Source organism: Pseudoxanthomonas sp. Soil82 (genome assembly GCF_040446535.1).
GTDB classification, from domain to species: domain Bacteria; phylum Pseudomonadota; class Gammaproteobacteria; order Xanthomonadales; family Xanthomonadaceae; genus Pseudoxanthomonas; species Pseudoxanthomonas kaohsiungensis.
Genome location: NZ_JBEAAK010000001.1, coordinates 737,658 through 755,621, shown reverse-complemented (window position 1 = coordinate 755,621; position 17,964 = coordinate 737,658). Strand labels below are relative to the sequence as shown.

General features: G+C 71.6%; 16 protein-coding genes. 9 read left to right on the top strand and 7 right to left on the bottom strand.

Annotated elements, in window-relative coordinates:
- The first annotated feature begins 51 nt into the window (after positions 1–51).
- From ABKA19_RS03290 to ABKA19_RS03280, 3 genes are all read left to right on the top strand, one after another.
- A complete protein-coding gene (locus ABKA19_RS03290) occupies positions 52–699 on the top strand; it encodes a thiol:disulfide interchange protein DsbA/DsbL (protein ID WP_353687633.1) in 648 nt (215 codons plus the stop codon).
- A 75-nt stretch (positions 700–774) separates the two neighbouring features.
- Positions 775–1,578 (top strand): thiol:disulfide interchange protein DsbA/DsbL, encoded by an 804-nt coding sequence (locus tag ABKA19_RS03285; RefSeq protein ID WP_162378162.1) that lies wholly within the window; start codon positions 775–777, stop codon positions 1,576–1,578.
- 100 nt (positions 1,579–1,678) lie between these two features.
- Complete coding sequence (locus ABKA19_RS03280; RefSeq protein ID WP_162378206.1) at positions 1,679–2,416, top strand: endonuclease/exonuclease/phosphatase family protein; 738 nt, start codon at positions 1,679–1,681, stop codon at positions 2,414–2,416.
- Between the two features lie 202 nt (positions 2,417–2,618).
- Here ABKA19_RS03280 and ABKA19_RS03275 read toward each other — a convergent pair whose 3' ends face one another.
- Positions 2,619–3,395 carry an SDR family oxidoreductase gene (locus tag ABKA19_RS03275; RefSeq protein WP_162378163.1) on the bottom strand — a complete coding sequence of 259 codons (777 nt, stop codon included), beginning with the start codon at positions 3,393–3,395 and terminating at the stop codon, positions 2,619–2,621.
- Between the two features lie 39 nt (positions 3,396–3,434).
- Between ABKA19_RS03275 and ABKA19_RS03270 the strand changes: the two genes are divergently transcribed.
- Entirely contained in the window at positions 3,435–3,683 is a 249-nt protein-coding gene (locus tag ABKA19_RS03270) for a hypothetical protein (protein WP_353687632.1), read from the top strand.
- A 188-nt stretch (positions 3,684–3,871) separates the two neighbouring features.
- On the opposite strand, the gene sppA is transcribed toward ABKA19_RS03270, so the two are convergent.
- Positions 3,872–5,776 (bottom strand): signal peptide peptidase SppA, encoded by a 1,905-nt coding sequence (gene sppA, locus ABKA19_RS03265; RefSeq protein ID WP_353687631.1) that lies wholly within the window; start codon positions 5,774–5,776, stop codon positions 3,872–3,874.
- Positions 5,777–5,842: 66 nt separating this feature from the next.
- The gene (locus ABKA19_RS03260) at positions 5,843–7,231 is read right to left on the bottom strand and encodes an MATE family efflux transporter (protein WP_353687630.1); all 1,389 of its coding nucleotides are present in this window, start codon (positions 7,229–7,231) and stop codon (positions 5,843–5,845) included.
- 105 nt (positions 7,232–7,336) lie between these two features.
- Here ABKA19_RS03260 and ABKA19_RS03255 point away from each other — a divergent pair, with 105 nt between their 5' ends.
- Positions 7,337–8,449 (top strand): DUF3667 domain-containing protein, encoded by a 1,113-nt coding sequence (locus ABKA19_RS03255; protein ID WP_353687629.1) that lies wholly within the window; start codon positions 7,337–7,339, stop codon positions 8,447–8,449.
- Positions 8,450–8,461: 12 nt separating this feature from the next.
- Here the strand turns inward: ABKA19_RS03255 and ABKA19_RS03250 are convergent, their stop codons facing one another.
- Together ABKA19_RS03250 and ABKA19_RS03245 are read right to left on the bottom strand one after the other, a co-directional pair.
- Complete coding sequence (locus ABKA19_RS03250; protein ID WP_353687628.1) at positions 8,462–9,802, bottom strand: hypothetical protein; 1,341 nt, start codon at positions 9,800–9,802, stop codon at positions 8,462–8,464.
- Positions 9,799–10,113 carry a hypothetical protein gene (locus ABKA19_RS03245; protein ID WP_353687627.1) on the bottom strand — a complete coding sequence of 105 codons (315 nt, stop codon included), beginning with the start codon at positions 10,111–10,113 and terminating at the stop codon, positions 9,799–9,801. The genes ABKA19_RS03250 and ABKA19_RS03245 overlap by 4 nt, the downstream gene beginning before the upstream one ends.
- Before the next feature lie 142 nt (positions 10,114–10,255).
- Between ABKA19_RS03245 and ABKA19_RS03240 the strand changes: the two genes are divergently transcribed.
- On the top strand, positions 10,256–12,475 hold the full coding sequence (locus tag ABKA19_RS03240) for a primosomal protein N' (protein ID WP_353687626.1): 2,220 nt from the start codon (positions 10,256–10,258) through the stop codon (positions 12,473–12,475).
- A 111-nt stretch (positions 12,476–12,586) separates the two neighbouring features.
- Here ABKA19_RS03240 and ABKA19_RS03235 read toward each other — a convergent pair whose 3' ends face one another.
- Positions 12,587–13,348: an NYN domain-containing protein gene (locus ABKA19_RS03235; RefSeq protein WP_353687625.1), complete on the bottom strand. Its 762-nt coding sequence runs from the start codon at positions 13,346–13,348 to the stop codon at positions 12,587–12,589.
- An 86-nt stretch (positions 13,349–13,434) separates the two neighbouring features.
- On the opposite strand from ABKA19_RS03235, the gene ABKA19_RS03230 reads away from it, so the two are divergent.
- From ABKA19_RS03230 to ABKA19_RS03220, 3 genes are all read left to right on the top strand, one after another.
- Positions 13,435–14,769, top strand: a complete 1,335-nt coding sequence (locus ABKA19_RS03230) for an MFS transporter (protein WP_353687624.1) — start codon at positions 13,435–13,437, stop codon at positions 14,767–14,769.
- Complete coding sequence (locus tag ABKA19_RS03225; RefSeq protein WP_353687623.1) at positions 14,766–16,055, top strand: NAD(P)/FAD-dependent oxidoreductase; 1,290 nt, start codon at positions 14,766–14,768, stop codon at positions 16,053–16,055. Before ABKA19_RS03230 ends, ABKA19_RS03225 begins: the two co-directional genes overlap by 4 nt.
- A gap of 175 nt (positions 16,056–16,230) precedes the next feature.
- Positions 16,231–16,857, top strand: a complete 627-nt coding sequence (locus tag ABKA19_RS03220; protein WP_353688036.1) for a trimeric intracellular cation channel family protein — start codon at positions 16,231–16,233, stop codon at positions 16,855–16,857.
- 184 nt (positions 16,858–17,041) lie between these two features.
- Here ABKA19_RS03220 and rpoH read toward each other — a convergent pair whose 3' ends face one another.
- Positions 17,042–17,920 (bottom strand): RNA polymerase sigma factor RpoH, encoded by an 879-nt coding sequence (rpoH, locus tag ABKA19_RS03215; protein WP_353687622.1) that lies wholly within the window; start codon positions 17,918–17,920, stop codon positions 17,042–17,044.
- Between the last annotated feature and the right edge of the window lie 44 nt (positions 17,921–17,964).

Here is a 17,964-nt window from a genome sequence, read left to right as displayed (position 1 = left end):
GGCGTCTTTTTTCCGCCGGGCGCCACCGCCCGGACCACGCCGGAGACCCCGATGAAGGCAGTGCTGACCGGACTTCTGCTCGCCGCCCTGGCCTGGCTTCCGGCCGCCGCCGCCGCGCCGGCCGGGTCGGCGCCGCAGGCCGGCCACGACTACATCGAGCTCCCCGCGGCCCGGTCCTGGGCGGCCAGGCCCGGGCGGATCGAGGTCGCCGAGGTGTTCGGCTATTCCTGCCCGCACTGCGCCCACCTGGAGCCGCTGCTGGCCGAATGGAAGGCGAAGCTGCCGCGCGACGTCGACTTCGTGGCCGTGCCCGCCGCCTTCGGCGGCCCCTGGGACACCTGGGCCCGCGCCTACTTCGCCGCCTCCAGCCTGGGCCTGATGCCCCGCGCCCACCAGGCGACCTTCGACGCCGTGCACCGGTCCGGCTCCCTGCCGCGCAACCCCAGCGCGACGGAACTGGCCGCCTTCTTCGCGGGGTATGGTGTCGATGCGGCGCGCTTCCAGGCCGCGATGGCCGACCCCAAGGTCGACGCGCAGGTGCGGCAGGCCGCGGCGCTGGCGCAGGCCTGGGAGCTGGAAGGCACGCCCGCCCTGGTGGTGGCCGGCCGTTACCGGGTGCTCGGCCATGATTTCGAGGACATGCTGCGCATCGCCGACTGGCTGATCGCGCGCGAGCGCCAGGCCGGGCGCAAGCCGTGACCGCCGGGTTGCCGGCCCCGACCGCGCATTGACGCCCCGTACCCCATCCTTTCCGTACCCAGGAGACCACCCGCCATGACCAAGCGCCACCTGCTCAGCCTGTCCCTGCCGCTGCTGCTGGCCCTGACCGCCTGCTCCGGGCCGGAGGCCCCCGCCCCGGCGGCCACGCCGGCACCGGCCGCGCCCGCCGAAACCGCTGCTCCGTCCGCCCCCGCCACGCAGCCGGGCGAAGCCGCGGCCACGGCCGCCGAACCCGCCCAGGCGGCCGCGCCGGCGCCGGCACCGAGCGCGCCCACCGGCCCGGCCCCGGTCGCCGGCGTGGACTACATCGAGATCGCCAACGGACAGGCCTTCCAGCCGGCGGCCGGCAAGATCGAGGTCGCCGAAGTGTTCGGCTACACCTGCCCGCACTGCGCCCAGTTCGAGCCCGAGTTCCAGGCATGGAAGCAGCGCCAGGCCGCCGACGTGGCGGTGGTCCAGGTGCCGGCGGCCTTCGGCGGCTACTGGCTGCCGTACGCGCGCGCGTTCTACGCCGCCGAGGCGCTGGGCGTGCTGCCGCAGAGCCACGACGCGATGTTCAACGCGATCCACGTGCAGCGCAGCCTGCCGGTGAACAACAACGTCACCGCCGAGCAGATCGCGCCGTTCTACGCCCAGTACGGGGTGGACGCCAAGCGCTTCGCCGATACCTTCAACAGCTTCGGCGTGGACGCCAAGATCAACCGGGCCAAGCAGTTCGCGGTGAAGACCCGGATCGAGGGCACCCCGGCGATCGTAGTCAACGGCAAGTACACCGTGCCGGTGGACCAGCAGGGCTTCGGCAAGATGCTCAACACCGTCGACTGGCTGGTCGCCAAGGAGCGCGGCGGCGCGAACTGACGCGCCGTCGCACGCTCCGATGGGCTCCCCCGCGCCCTCGACCGGCACAGCCAGGCCACCGGAGGTCGCCGACGCGACCTCCGGCGCGCGCCGGCTGCGCCTGCTCAGCGCCAACATCCAGGCCGGCTCGAGCACGCGCCGCTACAGCGACTACGTGACCCGCAGCTGGTCGCATGCGCTGCCGGCCGGCAAGCGCACCAGCCTGGACGCGATCGCGCAGCTGGCCAGCGGCCACGACATCGTCGGCCTGCAGGAAAGCGACCCGGGCAGCCTGCGCTCGGGCTTCACCAACCAGACCCATTACCTGGCCCAGCGCGCCGGCTTCCACTACTGGACCCACCAGCCCAACCGCAGCGTCGGCGGCGTGGCCTCCAGCGCCAACGGCCTGCTCAGCAAGCTCGAGCCGGTGAGGACCAGCGACCATTCCCTGCCCGGCCGGATCAAGGGCCGCGGCGTGCTGCTGGCCCACTTCGGCGACGACCGCCCGGGCCTGACCGTGGCCGTGGCGCACCTGTCGCTGGGGGCGAAGTCGCGGCTGGCGCAGCTGTCCTTCATCGCCGAAGTGCTGCAGGACCATCCCAACGCGGTGCTGATGGGCGACTTCAACTGCCTGCCCGACCAGCCGGAGATGGAGGTGCTCTACCGCAACACCACCCTGCGTCCGCCCGAATGCGTGGTGCCGACCTTCCCGAGCTGGAAGCCGCAGCGGGCGATCGACCACATCCTGGTCAGCGGCGACCTCAAGTGCCTCGGCTCGCAGGCCTTCCCCGCCGCGTTCTCCGACCACCTGGCGCTGGCGATGGAGATCGAGGTGCCGGAGGATGCGCTGCGCACCTGAGCCGCTGGTTCGGCCCACGTCCTGGGCATCACACGACCTCGGGTTACCCGGATCCGGATAGACCACCTTCTCCGCGCTCCGCCGCGGCCGTTGCGGCGGCGGTGGATCTTCGCCCCCGGTCTTGGGCGTCCGGCGTCTTCGAGCAGGCCGGGCATCACCGGCCCGCGCCAGTGCAATGGCCAGCGCGTGGCATCCTTGCGGCTCAGAAGCCGTAGCGCAGGAACCCGCCGTCCACCGCGATGCATTCGCCGGTGACGTAGCTGGCCGCCGGCAGGCACAGGAAGGCGACCGCCGAAGCGACCTCTTCCGGCTCGCCGATCCGGCGCATCGGCGTGCGCCCGATCACTTCCTCGTAGTAATCCGGATCCGACAGCGGCCCGGAGGTCCGCCGCGTGCGGATGTACCACGGCGCCACCGCGTTGACCCGGATGCCGTCCTCGGCCCATTCGGCGGCGAGGTTGCGCGTCATCTGGTGCAGGGCGGCCTTGCTCATGCCGTAGACCACGCCGCTGCGCACGTGGGTGATGCCGGAGACGCTGCCGACGTTGACGATGCTCGACGCGGCATGCCGGGCCAGCAGCGGGTGCGCATAGCGCGACAGCTCGAAGGCGGCGAACAGGTTGGTCTCGAAGATCCCGCGCCACTCGTCCTCGGTGTAGTCCACCGCGGCCTTGGTGACGTTGCCGCCGGCGTTGTTGACCAGGACGTGCAGGCCCTCGCCCTGGTCCTCGACCCAGTCCAGGATCGCCTGGCGGTCGGCGTCGTCGGCCACGTCGGCGGCCATCGCCAGGATGTCCTGCGCCGGGTGGCGGTCGGCGAGCTCGTCGCGCGCCTCCTGCAGCGGATCCTCCTCGCGCGCCACCAGCAGCAGGTGCGCACCCAGTGCCGCGAGTTCGCGCGCGATCGCCAGGCCGATGCCGGCGCTGGCGCCGGTCACCAGCGCCAGTTGCCCGTCCAGCCGCCACCGGTTCGTCGTCATGGGCGTAGGATAGCGCCGGCCTTCCTCCGGAGCGCGCCGATGTCCGATACCGTCCATCCGTTCCCGTTCCGCCTGGCGCTGTGCGCGATCGCGCTGGTCGCCGCGCTCGCCGCCTGCCGCCGGGAACCGCCCCCGACCGAACATCCGCCCGAACCGCAGGCACAGGCGCACACCGGATTGCGTGATGCCATCCAGGCGCCGCAGGACAAGGCGCACGGCGTGGAGAAGACCGTGCAGGACGCGGCCGACCGCCAGCAGGCGGAGATCGAGGCGGCCGAAGGCGGCTGAGCCGCGCCATCGAAGACGCGGGCGCCCCGTAGAGCCGGCCCTGGCCGGCTTGTTGCTTGTAGAACCGGGCTCGCCCCGCCGCCTGCCGGCGTAGAGCCGGCCTTGGCCGGCTGCTTCCCGCCCGCCATCGTCATGCACAGCAGCGGGGCAAGCCCCGCTCTACGCGGGGCCGCGCCCGCGCGGGGGCATCACCACCCGCAGAAGCAATAGGCGAGCGACTTGACCGGCGTGCCGTTGCGGTCCTTGAGCGCGTTCTCGACGAAGCGCAGCTGCGCTTCGGCCTCGGGCATGGCCTGCGCCAGCGCCGCGCGTGCCAGGCCCGAATCCTGCAGCAGCGCCGCGCCGACCCGGCTGCCGGCGAAACCGGCCAGGAACTGCGCGAACGGGGTGGCCGGCTTGTCGATGTAGGTCACGCGGAACTTGTCCTTCTCGCCCAGCTTGGCGCGCGTGGCGGCATCGGCGACCGCATCGCCCAGGTCGCCCAGCTCGTCCACCAGCCCGCGCTCCTTGGCCTGCGCACCGCTCCACACCCGGCCACGGGCGACCGCGTCGACTTCTTCCACCGGCTTGCCGCGCGCGGCCGCGACCTTGCCGGTGAAATCGGCGTAGCCCTTGTCGATCACCGCCTGGATCACGCGCCCCACCTCCGGATCCATCGGCCGGGTGACGTCGAACGCACCGGCGAAGCGGGTGGTGCTCACGCCGTCGGTGTGCACGCCGATCTTGTCCAGGGTGCGGGTGAAGTTCGGGATCAGGCCGAAGATGCCGATCGAGCCGGTGATCGTCGACGGATCGGCGTAGATCCGGTCGGCGTTCATGCTGATCCAATAGCCGCCCGAGGCGGCCAGGTCGCCCATCGACACCACCACCGGCTTGCCGGCGGCCTTGAGCTGCTCCACCTCGCGGCGGATCTGCTCGGAGGCGAACACCTCGCCGCCAGGCGAATCCACGCGCAGCACCACCGCCTTCACGTGCTCGTCGTCGCGCGCCTGGCGCAGCAGCGCCGCGGTGGACTCGCCGCCGATCCGCCCGGCCGGCTGGTCGCCGCCGCTGATCTCGCCCTCGGCCACCACCACCGCCACCTGCGGGCGGCGGTCGACCGGCGAGCGCTTGCTGTCCAGCTGCACCAGGTAGGCATCCAGGTCGACGCTGCGGAAGCCGCGCTCGTCGTCCTCGTCGGCCACGCCACGCTCGGCCAGCAGCTGCTCCACTTCCTCGCGGGTCTTGAGCCCGTCGACCAGCTTCATCGACTGCGCATGCTTGGCGATGTCGCCACCGGCGGCCTCGATGCCTTCGGGCAACGCGTCGATCTGCGCGGCCAGCTGCGCCGGGTCGAGCTTGCGCGCCGCGCCGACGTCGGCCAGGTAGCGCTGCCACACGTCGTTCATCCAGTACAGGTCGGCTTCCTTGGCTTCCGGCGAGGCCGCATCGAGGATGTAGGGTTCGGCGGCCGACTTGAACTCGCCGACCCGGAACAGGTGCACGTCCACGCCGAGCTTGTCCTGCAGGCCGGTGCGGAAGTACTGGCGGTAGCGCCCCAGCCCTTCCAGGAGCAGGCCGCCCATCGGGTCGAGGTAGATCTCGTCGGCCTGCGCGGCCAGCAGGTACTGGCCCTGGCCGATGTTCTCGCCGAACGCCACCACCTGCTTGCCGGAGGCGCGCAGTTCGCCCAGCGCCTGGGCCACCTCGCGCATCGAGGCCATGCCCGAGGGTTGCAGCTTGTCCAGCTGCAGCAGCACGCGCTCGATGTGCTTGTCGTCCCTGGCTGCCTCGATCGCGCGCAGCAGGTCGCGCAGCTGGATCTCCTCGGCCGAGCGGTCGCCCAGCGCGCGCGCCAGCGCGCGGGTCACCGGGTCGGCGGTGAACTGCTCCACCAGCCGTCCTTCCGGCGCGATCACCAGGGTCGTGCGCTCCTGCAGCGGCTGCACGCCGCTGCCCTTGCCCAGCGCGGCGATGAACAGGATCAGGACCAGGAACAGCAGTCCGAAGAACAGCAGGTTGAGGATCAGCCGACGCGTGAAGTTCATCGCGTCCCACAGGCCGACGAAGAAGCGGCCGACGGGATTGGGGCGCGGCAGGGGGGGCGGGTTCATCGGACAACGGCTCCGGCAGGCGGGATGCGGGTTACGACTGCAGGATAGCCCGTGCGCCAGGGCCTTTCATGCGCCTGAAGTCAGGGTGCCGCCGGGTGCGGCCACAGGCAGCGGCAAACGGTTCAGGCGCCAGGACAGGCGCCAGCCCATCAACACCGCCGCCGCCGACAGGCCGACGATCAGGCCGGCCCACATGCCCTGCGGCCCCCAGCCCAGCCCCAGGCCGAGTCCGGCGCCCAGCGGCATGCCCAGCCCCCAGTACGCGGCCATCGCCAGGAACATCGGCACCCGGGTGTCGCGCAGACCACGCAGCGAGCCGGCCGACATCACCTGGATGCCATCCGGGAACTGGAACGCGGCCGCGTACAGCAGCAGGGTCGAGGCCAGCGCGGCCACCGCCACGTCGCGGGTGTAGACGGCGACGATCGCGTCGTGCCCCAGCAGCAGCACGACCGCCGAGCACAGCTGGGTCGCCAGCACGATCGCGTAGCCGGCGCGCGCGGCCCGGCGCACGCCCGCCGGGTCGCCTGCGCCCAGCGCGTGGCCGACCCGCACCGTGGTCGCCTCGGCCAGGCCCATCGGGACCATGAAGCACAGTGCCGAGACGTTGATGGCGATCTGGTGCGCCGCCGCCGGCACTTCGCCGAGCCGGGCGATCAGCAGCGCCGTGGCGATGAACAGCCCGCCCTCCATCAGCACCGTCACCCCGATCGGCAGGCCGGTGGCGAGCAGGCCGGCGATCACGCGCCAGCGCGGCCATTCCAGGTGCGCGAACAGGCCCAGCGGCGCGAACCGCGCCGACCGCCACAGGTACAGCGCGAAGCCCAGCGCCTGCAGCCACATCACCGTGGCCGACGCCGCGCCCAGGCCGGCGGCGCCCATTTCCGGCAGCGGGCCGACGCCGAAGGTCAGCACGTAGCCCAGCGGCGCCAGCACCGCCAGGCCGCCGAAGCCCAGCAGCATCGTCGGCAGCGTCCAGTGCAGGCCTTCGCTGAGGTAGCGCATGCAGAAGAACAGGGTCAGCGCCGGCACGCCCCAGCGCACCGCATGGGAGAAGGCGGTCGCGCCGGGAATGATGTCCGTCGCGATGCCGAACGCGCCCAGCGCCAGCGGCACCGCGCTGAGGAAGGCGAACATCAGCAGGCCCAGGCCCAACCCCAGCCAAAGCGCCTGCCGGAACAGCGGCGCGATCTCGTGGCGGCGGCCGGCGCCATCGAGCTGCGAGACGGACGCGGTCAGCGCGATGAGCGTGCCGATCGGCACCATCATCGGCAGCCACAGCAACGCGGTGCCGACCGTGACAGAGGCCAGCGTGCGCGTGCCGTGGTGGCCGGCGATGACGTTGTCGACGAAGTTGATCAGGCCGGTCGACACGTGGCCCAGCACCAGCGGCAGGGCGAGCGTGGCGGTGGCGCGCAGTTCGCGGCCGAAGCGCGGCGCGGATTCGGAAGGCATGCAAGGACACTTGGCGCGGGCTGCGGCCGTGCGGTCGGGCACTGGCACCGGGCTCCTGCGGCCCGCTATCTTAGCCTTGCCCCGGGGAAGCGACGAACACACGCCATGAGCGACAGCCCTCCTGCCGCCTGCGAGAACTGCGCCCAGCCATTGCAGGGCCGGTTCTGCCACGCCTGCGGCCAGGCCGCGCACAGCCCGGTACGCAGCTTCGCTCACGCGGTCGAAGAGGTATTCGAGTCCTTCTGGCACCTGGACGGGCGCATCTTCCGCACCCTGCGCCGACTGCTGGCGCCCGGCGCGTTGGCCGCCGACTTCCTGGCCGGGCACCGGGCGCCTTACGTGGCGCCGATGCGCCTGTTCGTGATCCTGTGCGTGCTGACCTTCTTCGTCGGCAAGCTGGTGGATTTCGGCGATTCGTCGGCACTGCCACCGGTACAGGTGAATGGATCGGGCAACAGCGACTTCGCCCGGGCCCGGTCGGTGGCCGAGGTCGAGCAGATCCGGGACAAGGCCATCACCGATATGGAACAGGCGCGCGAAAGCATGCCGGCGATCGCCGCGCCGGCGCGGCACGGCTTCGACCGGGGAATCGCCCAGATCCGCCGCCAGGCCGACCGGCGCATCGTCGAACTCGGCGGCACGCCTCGTGCCCCTGCGCCCGAAACCGATGCGGAGGCCGATGCCGAGCCTGCGAATCCCGATGCGATCGCCATCTCCAGCGGCACGACCGCCGACGGGTGGCTGGAGCGGCAGGGCCAACGCATGCTGCAGAACCTGCCGCGCATCGAGAAGGACCCGTCGCTGTTCAAGTACGCCTTCATGGGCAGCGTGCCCACCGCGCTGTTCGTGCTGGTGCCGCTGTTCGCGCTGCTGCTGAAACTGTTCTACCTCGATTCCGGCCGCCTGTACCTGGAGCACCTGGTAGTGGCGTTCTACAGCCACGCGTTCCTGTGCCTGGCGTTGCTGGCCCAGTTCGCGCTGCTGGCGCTGGACCATTGGATCGCGCCGCACCTGGCCTTCTTCGGCGCGATATCCGGGCTGGCAGCGGCCCTGCTGTGGCTGTGGATGCCGACCTACCTGCTGCTGATGCAGAAGCGCGTCTACGGCCAGGGCTGGACCCTGACTTCGCTCAAGTTCGTCGTGATCGGCGGCATCTATTCGGTCACGCTGATGCTCACCGTGATGGCGTTGATCGTGGTCAGCCTCGCCCGCGCCTGAGCGGTTGCGTCGTCACTGCTGGCGCTGGTCCAGCCAGGCCGTGCGCGCCGCGGGGGGCGTGGCCAGCAGTTCGCGGCGCAGCCGCTCGCGCTCGGCCGGCGGGGTGCGCAACGACAGCGCGCCGAGCCGGGCGCGCTGTTCGGGAGTAAGCGTGCGCAGTACGGCCAGCAGCGGTTCGCGCTCGTCTTCCGGCACGAACCCGACCAGCGGCTGCAGCAGCACGAAGTCCGCGCCGAGCACCGGGCCCAGGCGCCAGCCGCGGCGCTCCATCGCGTCCAGCGCGGCGAAGCGCGCGTGCAGCGCCGCCTGCGCGGCCGGATCGCGTGCCTGCAGCGCAACCGCCGCCGCATGCACTTGGGCCTGCTCGTGTGCATCCAGGCGTGCCCAGTCGGCACCGGTGCCGCCGGCATCCTGCAGCAGGTCCGCCGACGGCTGCGCCGGCTCCCCCTCCTGCTCCAGCCGCGAGGGCGGGGCGCCGGCCGCCAGCCAGGACAGCAGCGCCAGCCGGGCCACGACCGGATCCTGCACGCCCTCCTCCAGCGGTGCCGGCCAATCGACCGCGGCGACCGGCGGCGGATCGCCCTCCGGCAGCGGTTCGACCTGTACCGGCGGGTTGTCGTGCACGCGCAGGTCGTCGACTGCCGCGGCGGCGGGCGCGTCGGCACCGGCGACCGGCATCGCCGCGGGCCACCACCACAGCGCGGCCCCCAGCAGCAAGGCGCCGAGCACGGCGAAGGCGACCAGGAGCCAGGCAGATCCGCGCGGCTGCCCGGCGGGGCGCGAGCGCGCGTCCGGCACCGGCGCGGCGGCCTCCGGCGGCGCAGCGACCTGCTGGCCGGCCAGGGCCGCTTCGCGAAGCTGCATCAGCCGCACGAGCTGGCCGCTTTCCAGCTCGCGCCCGGCCTGCTGGATTGCCTCGGCCTGGTGACGCCATCCGGCCGCATCGGGACGGCCGTCGGGGTCGCGCGGACAGGCGTCGGCCAAGGCCTGCTGGTAGGCCTGGACGTCCACGCCCAGCACCTCCGCGGCGGTGGCCTCGTCCAGGCCGGCCACCTGGCGCAGCAGCAGCGCGCGGCGCACCGGAGGGCGCATCGACGCCAGGAAGCTCAAGGCCACGGGCCAGTCGCCCCCCGGCTCCTGCGGCAGGGCCAGCAGCAGCTTCCAGAAGCGGGTCGGCCATTCCGCCATGGGCATCCGCGCGGCCGGGCCGGGGAACGCGCGGATGGCCGCCGCCAGGGACCGCTCCGCCGCCCGCGCATCCCCGGATTGCAGCCACAGGAACAGGAAAGCGCGGCGCTCGGCGCCCCGCAGGAAGGCGGCCAGCGCCGCCGGCAGCCCTGACGAACCGCTCACTGCACCAGCACCCGTCGCATCTCCACCATTGGCCAAGGATAGGTCCCCGCCGGGGTGCGGCGCGTCTTGACACGCCGCCGGGCGCTGTTCCAGCCCGCTGGGACAAGGCTTGCCGCCCAAACGGTTGTGCACAGCGCAATTACTTTCGGCGCAAAACCGGCATTTTTGCCTTCACGCCCTCCGCTGCAGCGGTGTTTCACGGGCAAGCCGTTGATTCTTTTTTGTTTTTTCATATGGCGTTTTTTTGACCAACCTGACTGACAGGCTTGAATTCCCGTCTTTGCGGCGTGAAGCATCGCGGTGATGCACAAGGTTATCCACATCTTGTGTGGATAAGCACAAATATCCAAGTGTGACGGCGGTTTACATCCCATTTATCAGGTGCCACGCAGCAATGCGGTGCAAGCAGGGGTCGCTGCGGGCGGTCGGACGCTGGCTTTAGACTGGCCCGATATGCCCCCCTCCGACCCGATCGCCTGCCTGCAGGTCGCCTTGCCCGTGCCGCTGCCGCGGCTGTTCGACTATCTGCCGCCGGCCGGGCATGCGGCGACACCCGCCCTGGTCGGGCACCGGGTGCAGGTGCCGTTCGGCAGCCGCGAGCTGGTCGGCGTGGTGGCCAGCGTGGGCATGGCCGAGGCGGGCGTCGAGCTGCGCCAGGCCAGGGGCCTGCCCGATGCCGAACCGCTGTTCAGCGGCGAACTGCTGGACTCGCTGCGCTGGCTCGCCCGCTACACCCACGCCCCGCCCGGCGAAGTCTTCGCCACCGCACTACCGGCGCCGCTGCGGGCGGGCGAGCCCTTGCCCGATACCCATGCCTGGGCCTGGGTGCTGACCGAAGCCGGCGCCACCGGCCTGGCCGGCCTGCGTCGCAATAGCCGCCCGCGGCGGCTGGCGGAGCTGCTCGAAGCCGGGCCCGCGGACGAGGACAGGCTGGACCGGCAGCTGGAAGGCTGGCGCGACGCCGCGCGCGCCCTGGCCAAGCGCGGTTACGCCGAGCGCGTGGCGATTCCGGCCACGCCCGGCGCGCCGGATCCGCAGGCCGGGCCGCCGCCCAACCCGGAACAGCAGGCGGCGATCGACGCCATCGCCGCGGCCCGCGGCTTCGCCCCGGTGCTGCTGGAGGGCGTGACCGGCAGCGGCAAGACCGAGGTCTACCTGCATGCCATCGCCGACTGCCTGGCGCGCGGCCGCCAGGCGCTGGTGCTGGTGCCGGAGATCGGCCTCACCCCGCAGACCCTGGCGCGCTTCCGCGCCCGCCTCGGCGTGCCGATGCATGCGCTGCACTCCGGGCTGGCCGATGGCGAGCGCGCGCGGGTCTGGGCCGCGGCCTGGCGCGGCGAAGCACGGGTGGTGGTAGGCACCCGCTCGGCGGTGTTCACCCCGCTGCCGGAGGCCGGCCTGATCGTGGTCGACGAGGAACACGACGGCAGCTACAAGCAGCAGGACGGAATCCGCTACCACGCGCGCGATTTCGCCCTGGTGCGCGGCAAGGCGCTGGCGGTGCCGGTCCTGCTCGGCAGCGCGACGCCGTCGCTGGAGACGCTGCACAACGCCGGCGCCGGCCGCTACGCGCACCTGCGCCTGCGCCAACGCGCCGGCGAGGCGCGGCCACCGGCGGTGCGCATCCTCGACGTGCGCAAGCGGCCGCTGCAGGCCGGCCTGGCCCCGGAAGTGCTCGAGATGATCGGCGCGGCGCTGCGCGAAGGCGGCCAGGTGCTGGTGTTCAAGAACCGCCGCGGCTACGCACCGGTGCTGCTCTGCCACGATTGCGGCTGGAGCGCCCACTGCCCGCGCTGCAGCACGCCCGTGCAGAGCACGCCGCTGACCGTCCACGCCGGCGGCGGCAAGCTGGTCTGCCACCACTGCGGCCACCGCCAGTCGCGCCCGCTGGCGTGTCCGGACTGCGCCAGCCTGGCGCTGCAGCCGCAGGGCGTTGGCACCGAGCGGCTGGAGGAGCTGCTGGCCGAACGCTTCGCCGACTGGCCGGTGCTGCGCATCGACCGCGGCACCACGCAACGCCGCGACGGCCTGGCGAAACTGCTGGCCGAACTGGGCGACAGGCCCGGCATCCTGGTCGGCACCCAGATCCTGGCCAAGGGCCACGACCTGCCCCACCTTACCCGCGTGGTGGTGGTCGGCGTCGACGAAGGCCTGTTCTCGTCCGATTTCCGTGCCGGTGAGAAGCTGGCGCAACTGCTGATCCAGGTCGCCGGCCGCGCCGGCCGCGCGCGACGCCCGGGCCAGGTGTGGTGGCAGACCCACCACCCCGACCATCGCCTGCTGCACGACCTCCTCAACGGCGGCTACGACGCCTTCGCCAGGGACGAGCTGGCCCAGCGCGAAGCCGCCGGCTTCCCGCCGTTCGCGCACCTGGCGCTGCTGCGGGCCGAGGCGCAGCAGGCCGGGAACGCCGACGCGTTCCTGCGTGCGGCCAGGTCGATCCTGCACGACGCCGCCGATCGCATGGCCGCGCCGGGAATCGAACTGCTCGGTCCCGTGACCGCACCGATGTCGCGGCGCGCCGGCCTCTACCGGATGCAGCTGCTGCTGTCCGCGGCCACGCGCCCGGTCCTGCATGCGCTGCTCGACGCGGCGTTGCCCGCAATCCACGCCCTGCCCGAAGCACGGCGCACCCGCTGGTCGCTGGACGTGGATCCGATCGACCTCTACTGATCGCAATATCGCAATGGCAGCATCGACCGGGCACGCAGGCATGCCACGGATCGATGAAGCCTGCCCCCGTGGAGCCACGCCCGTTCCGGAGCAGGCGCGGCCGCGTGCGAATCAGGCCGCCTTGCCGGCCCCCGACTTCTTCGCCGCGGAGCTGCGGCCCGGCTTGTCGCGCACCAGCACGAGCTTGCCCTCCTGCTTGATCTCGAACAGGCCGCTGGCCTTGACCAGGTCGCTGAGCTTGCCGTAGCCGTAGTTGCGCGGGTCGAACGAGGCCTGGTTGCTAATCTGGCTTCCGACCACGCTCAGGTTGGCCCAGCCGTCGTCGCCGCTGCCGGACTCCACGGCGCTGCGCAGCATCTGCACCAAGCGGGTATCGCCGCGCAGCTCCTTCGCGGTCTTCTTCGCCGTCGCCTCGGCCTTGCCGTTGTCGGCCGGCGCGCCGAGCGCTTCGATGTAGGTGAACTTGGAGCACGCGTTGACGAATGGCTTGGGCGTCTTCTGCTCGCCGAAGCCGTAGACCTTGACCCCGTCGGTGAGCAGGCGCATCACCAGCGGAGTGAAGTCGGCATCGCTGGAGACGATGGCGAACCCGTCCAGGTTGCGCGCATAGAGCAGGTCCATCGCATCGACCACCATCGCCATGTCCGAGGCGTTCTTGCCTGACGAGTAGGCGAACTGCTGGATCGGGCGGATGGCGTACTCGTGCAGCACCGCTTCCCACTGCTTGAGGTTGGAACTCTTCCAGTTGCCGTAGGCGCGGCGCACGTTGGCCACGCCGTGGCGGGCCACCTCGGCCAGGATGACGTCGATCTTGCCCGCCGGCGCGTTGTCCGCGTCGATCAGCAGGGCGATGCGCTTTTCCGCTTCGGCCATCGGTTCGCTCCCTGGTCCGTGTGCCGCGCAGTCTTGCACAACCGCGGCGCCTGCGGGTCGACGCGGGTCCGTGCCAGAATCGGCCGATGGAACCCGCCCGCGAACTCACCCCGGCCCGCCGCCTGCGCAGCATCTTCAGCGGCTCGGTCGGCAACCTGGTGGAGTGGTACGACTGGTACGTGTACGCGGCGTTCTCGCTGTATTTCGCCGAGGTGTTCTTCCCCGGCGGCGACCGCACCAGCCAGCTGCTGAAGACCGCCGCGATCTTCGCCGTCGGCTTCCTGATGCGGCCGCTCGGCGGCTGGCTGCTGGGCCGCTACGCCGACCGGCACGGGCGCCGCGCCGCGCTGCTGCTGTCGGTGTGGATGATGTGCGCCGGCTCGCTGGTCATCGCCTTCACCCCGGGCTACGCCAGCATCGGCGTCGCCGCGCCGATACTGCTGGTGCTGGCGCGGCTGCTGCAGGGACTGTCGGTCGGCGGCGAGTACGGCACCTCGGCCACGTACCTGAGCGAGATGGCCGGCCGCGAGCACCGCGGCTTCTGGTCTAGCTTCCAGTACGTGACCCTGGTGATGGGCCACCTGGTCGCGCTGGCGGTGCTGCTGGCGCTGCAACTGCTGCTCACGCCCGAGCAGTTGCGCGAATGGGGCTGGCGGATCCCGTTCGCGATCGGCGCGCTGGCGGCGATAGCGGCGCTTTGGCTGCGGCGGAACATGGCGGAAACCGAATCGTTCGCGCGCAGCGAGGCCGATGCCTCGGCCGCGCAGCAGCGCCGCCAGGGCACGTTGCGGGTGCTGCTGCAGCATCCGCGCGCGCTGCTGACCGTGGTCGGGCTGACCATGGGCGGCACGCTGGCGTTCTATACGTACACCACCTACGTGCACAAGTTCCTGGTCAACAGCGCCGGCCTGTCCAGCCAGGACGCGGCGCGGGTGAACGCCTCGACGCTGTTCGTGTTCATGCTGCTGCAGCCACTGGTCGGCGCCTTGTCGGACCGAATCGGGCGGCGCCCGGTACTGATCGCCTTCGGGGTGCTGGGCACGCTGCTGACCGTGCCGATCCTCAGCCGCCTGCAGTCGGTGGGAAGCGCGGGCGAGGCGTTCTGGCTGGTGATGCTGGCGCTGGTGGCGCTCAGCGGGTACACCGCGATCAACGCGGTGGTGAAGGCCGAGCTGTTTCCCGTGGAGATCCGCGCGCTCGGGGTTGGCCTGCCCTATGCGTTGACGGTGGCGGTGTTCGGCGGCACCGCCGAATCGGTGGCGCTGTGGTTCAAGCGCGCCGGGCTCGAAAGCGGCTTTTACTGGTACGCCACCGCCTGCATCGCAGTCTCGCTGCTGGTGTACGTGTGGATGCCCGATACGCGCCGCCATTCCAGGATCGACCAGGACGATGCGGCCGCGCCGCGCGGAGGAACCCGGTGAACGACCACGACCGCCTTCCCCACCTGCTCGTGGTCGGCGGCGGTTTCGCCGGCCTGTGGGCCACGCGCGCGCTGGCGGGCGCGCCGCTGCGCATCACCCTGCTCGACCGCAGCAACCACCACCTGTTCCAGCCGCTGCTGTACCAGGTCGCCACCGCCGGGCTGTCGGCACCGGACATCGCCGCGCCGCTGCGCCACATCCTGCGCCGGCAGCGCAATGTCGAAGTGCGGCTGGGCGAAGCGACGTCGATCGATCCGGCGCGCAGGCAGGTCGTGCTGGCGGACGGCACCGCGTTGGATTTCGACTACCTGTTGCTGGCCAGCGGCGCGACCCACGCGTATTTCGGCAACGACCAGTGGGCCGGGCATGCGCCGGGGTTGAAGTCGCTGGATGACGCGCTGCACCTGCGCCGGCGGCTGCTGCTGGCCTTTGAGCGCGCCGAAGCCTGCACCGATCCTGGCGAGCGCGCGGCATGGCTGAGCTTCGCCATCGTCGGTGGCGGTCCGACCGGGGTCGAGCTGGCCGGCACCCTGGCCGAGATCGCCCGGCACACGCTGAAGGACGAGTTCCGCCACATCGATCCGGCCAGCGCGCGGGTGCGCCTGGTCGAAGCCGGGCCTCGGGTACTGGCGTCGTTTCCCGAGGAACTCTCGCACCGCGCACGCCGGCAGCTGGAGAAGCTCGGCGTGGAGGTGTCCACCGGCGTGCCGGTGACGGCCATCGACGGCGCCGGCTATCGCCTGGGCGATGCGTTCGTGCCGGCACGAACCGTGGTCTGGGCCGCCGGCGTGGCCGCCTCGCCGCTGGCGCGATCGCTGGGCGTTCCGCTGGACCGCGCCGGCCGCGTGCCGGTCGAACCCGACCTCAGCGTGCCCGGGCAACCGCACGTGTTCGTCGCCGGCGACCTGGCCGCGGTGAAGCAGGCCGACGGCGCCGCGGTCCCAGGCGTGGCGCCGGCGGCCAAGCAGATGGGCCGGCACGTGGCCGTGGCGATCCGCGCGCGCCTGCACGGCGCTGGCGCGCGACCGTTCCGCTACCGCGACTTCGGCAACCTGGCCACGATCGGGCGCATGGCCGCGGTGGTCGACCTGCACGGGTTCAAGCTGTCAGGGCTGCTGGCCTGGTGGTTCTGGCTGGCGGCGCACGTGTTCTTCCTGATCGGCTTCCGCAACCGGCTGGTGGTGCTGCTCAACTGGGCCTGGGCCTACTGGAGCTACCAGCGTGCGGCGCGGATCATCCTCGGCAAGGGTGGGGACGGGGAACGGCCGCCGGCGCAACCGGAATAGCCACCGCTGCTCTGGCCCCCGCCGGCCAGCGGCCGGCCGACAGGCGGCGGTCGCACCGCCGGGCGGAAGCGAGGCCACGGAGTACGGCAGCGAGCCGGTGCAGCCGCGCCGGACGGGCATGACAATCGCGCGTACCGCTGCGATCCTTGCCCTCGCCTCCCTGCATGCGGCCGCCGTGTCCACCCTCCTGCTGCTGTTCGACCTGATCGGCACCTTCGTGTTCGCGCTCAGCGGCGGCACGCTCGCCGTGCGCCAGCGGCTGGACCTGTTCGGCGTGCTGGTGCTGTCGTGCGCGGCGGCCGTATCCGGTGGCCTGGCCCGCGACGTGCTGATCGGCGACCAGCCCCCGTCGGCGCTTGCCGACTGGCGCTACCTGGCCACCGCGATGCTGGCGGGCGTCGTCACCTTCTACCGGCACGAGTCGATCGAGCGCCTGCGCAATCCGGTGCAGTTGTTCGACGCGGCGGGCCTGGCGCTGTTCGCCGTGCTCGGTACAAGCAAGGCACTGGCCTTCGGGCTCTCGCCCTTCGCCGCGACCCTGCTCGGCATGATGAGCGGCATCGGCGGCGGCATCGCCCGCGACCTGCTGGTCGCGCGCACCCCGGTCGTCCTGCAGGCGGAGCTGTACGCGGTGGCCGCGCTCCTGGGCAGTGGCGTGGTCGCGCTGGCGCACGTCACCGGCTTTCCGCCGTACCCGGCGATGGCAGCCGGTGCGCTGGCCTGCTTCGGCCTGCGCTACATGGCGATCCGCCACGGCTGGCAGTTGCCTGTGGCTCGGGTGCCGGAAGACCCGCCGGGCTGAAGGCCGTGGCGTCTGGAAGACCCGCATGCGCCTGCGTGCCTGGGTGCCTGGGTGCCTGCGCCGGGTAGCGTGCGCGCATGCCACCTGCCCATGGACACTACCCATCCGCGCCCGGAGAGTTGACCGGAAAGCAAACGGCCCGGACTTCTAGCCCGGGCCGTTGCGGTGCACTGGATGTCCTTGGTCAGGCCGCCAGCAGCGCCCGCATCTTCTTCATCGCATTCGCCTCGATCTGGCGGATGCGTTCTGCCGACACGCCGTACTCGTCGGCCAGTTCCTGCAGCGTGACCTTGCTGTCGGCATCCAGCCAGCGGCGGGCGATGATGTCGCGCGAGCGCGCGTCCAGGCCGGCCAGGCCCTCGCGCAACATTTCGAGCTGGTGGTCCTCGCTGTCGGCGCGCTCATACGCCTGCGAAGGATCCTCGTCCTGCGCCATCAGGTAGGCGGCCGGCGACGGCGGGGCGTGTTCGTCGTCCTCGTCGGCCGGTGCGTCGAAGCCGATATCGCGACCGGACAGGCGCGCCTCCATCTCCAGCACTTCGCGCTCGGAGACGTTGAGGTCCCTGGCGACCGCAGTGACTTCGGCCGCGTTCATCCAGCCCAGGCGGGTCTTGGCCTTGCGCAGGTTGAAGAACAGCTTGCGCTGGGCCTTGGTGGTGGCGACCTTGACGATGCGCCAGTTCTTGAGGATGAACTCGTGCATCTCGGCACGGATCCAGTGCACCGCGAAGCTGACCAGGCGCACGCCCATGTCCGGGTCGAAGCGCTTGACCGCCTTCATCAGGCCGATGTTGCCTTCCTGGATCAGGTCGCCCAGCTGCAGGCCGTAGCCGCTGTAGCCGCGGGCCACATGCACGACGAAGCGCAGGTGCGAGTGGACCAGTTCGCGGGCGGCGTCCAGGTCTTCCTCGTCGCGGAAGCGACGGGCTAGGTCCTGCTCCTCATCGACGGTCAGCACCGGGATCTGGTGCACCGCGCCGATATAGGCCTCGAGCGATCCCAGCGGACTGGGAATCGGCAGGTTGCTGGTGACGAGACTGGTCGAGCGGAGGGTCTGGGTCATGGCGGCCATATTAGCAATCGGGTGATTGGACTGCTAACGCCGGA

Coding starts and splice junctions, on each gene's coding strand:
- ABKA19_RS03235 (WP_353687625.1), bottom strand. CDS start 13,348: ATGGCCGAAGCGGAAAAGCGCATCGCCCTGCTGATCGACGCGGACAAC.
- sppA (WP_353687631.1), bottom strand. CDS start 5,776: ATGAACCCGCCCCCCCTGCCGCGCCCCAATCCCGTCGGCCGCTTCTTC.
- ABKA19_RS03255 (WP_353687629.1), top strand. CDS start 7,337: ATGAGCGACAGCCCTCCTGCCGCCTGCGAGAACTGCGCCCAGCCATTG.
- ABKA19_RS03270 (WP_353687632.1), top strand. CDS start 3,435: ATGTCCGATACCGTCCATCCGTTCCCGTTCCGCCTGGCGCTGTGCGCG.
- rpoH (WP_353687622.1), bottom strand. CDS start 17,920: ATGACCCAGACCCTCCGCTCGACCAGTCTCGTCACCAGCAACCTGCCG.
- ABKA19_RS03285 (WP_162378162.1), top strand. CDS start 775: ATGACCAAGCGCCACCTGCTCAGCCTGTCCCTGCCGCTGCTGCTGGCC.
- ABKA19_RS03260 (WP_353687630.1), bottom strand. CDS start 7,231: ATGCCTTCCGAATCCGCGCCGCGCTTCGGCCGCGAACTGCGCGCCACC.
- ABKA19_RS03275 (WP_162378163.1), bottom strand. CDS start 3,395: ATGACGACGAACCGGTGGCGGCTGGACGGGCAACTGGCGCTGGTGACC.
- ABKA19_RS03240 (WP_353687626.1), top strand. CDS start 10,256: ATGCCCCCCTCCGACCCGATCGCCTGCCTGCAGGTCGCCTTGCCCGTG.
- ABKA19_RS03230 (WP_353687624.1), top strand. CDS start 13,435: ATGGAACCCGCCCGCGAACTCACCCCGGCCCGCCGCCTGCGCAGCATC.
- ABKA19_RS03290 (WP_353687633.1), top strand. CDS start 52: ATGAAGGCAGTGCTGACCGGACTTCTGCTCGCCGCCCTGGCCTGGCTT.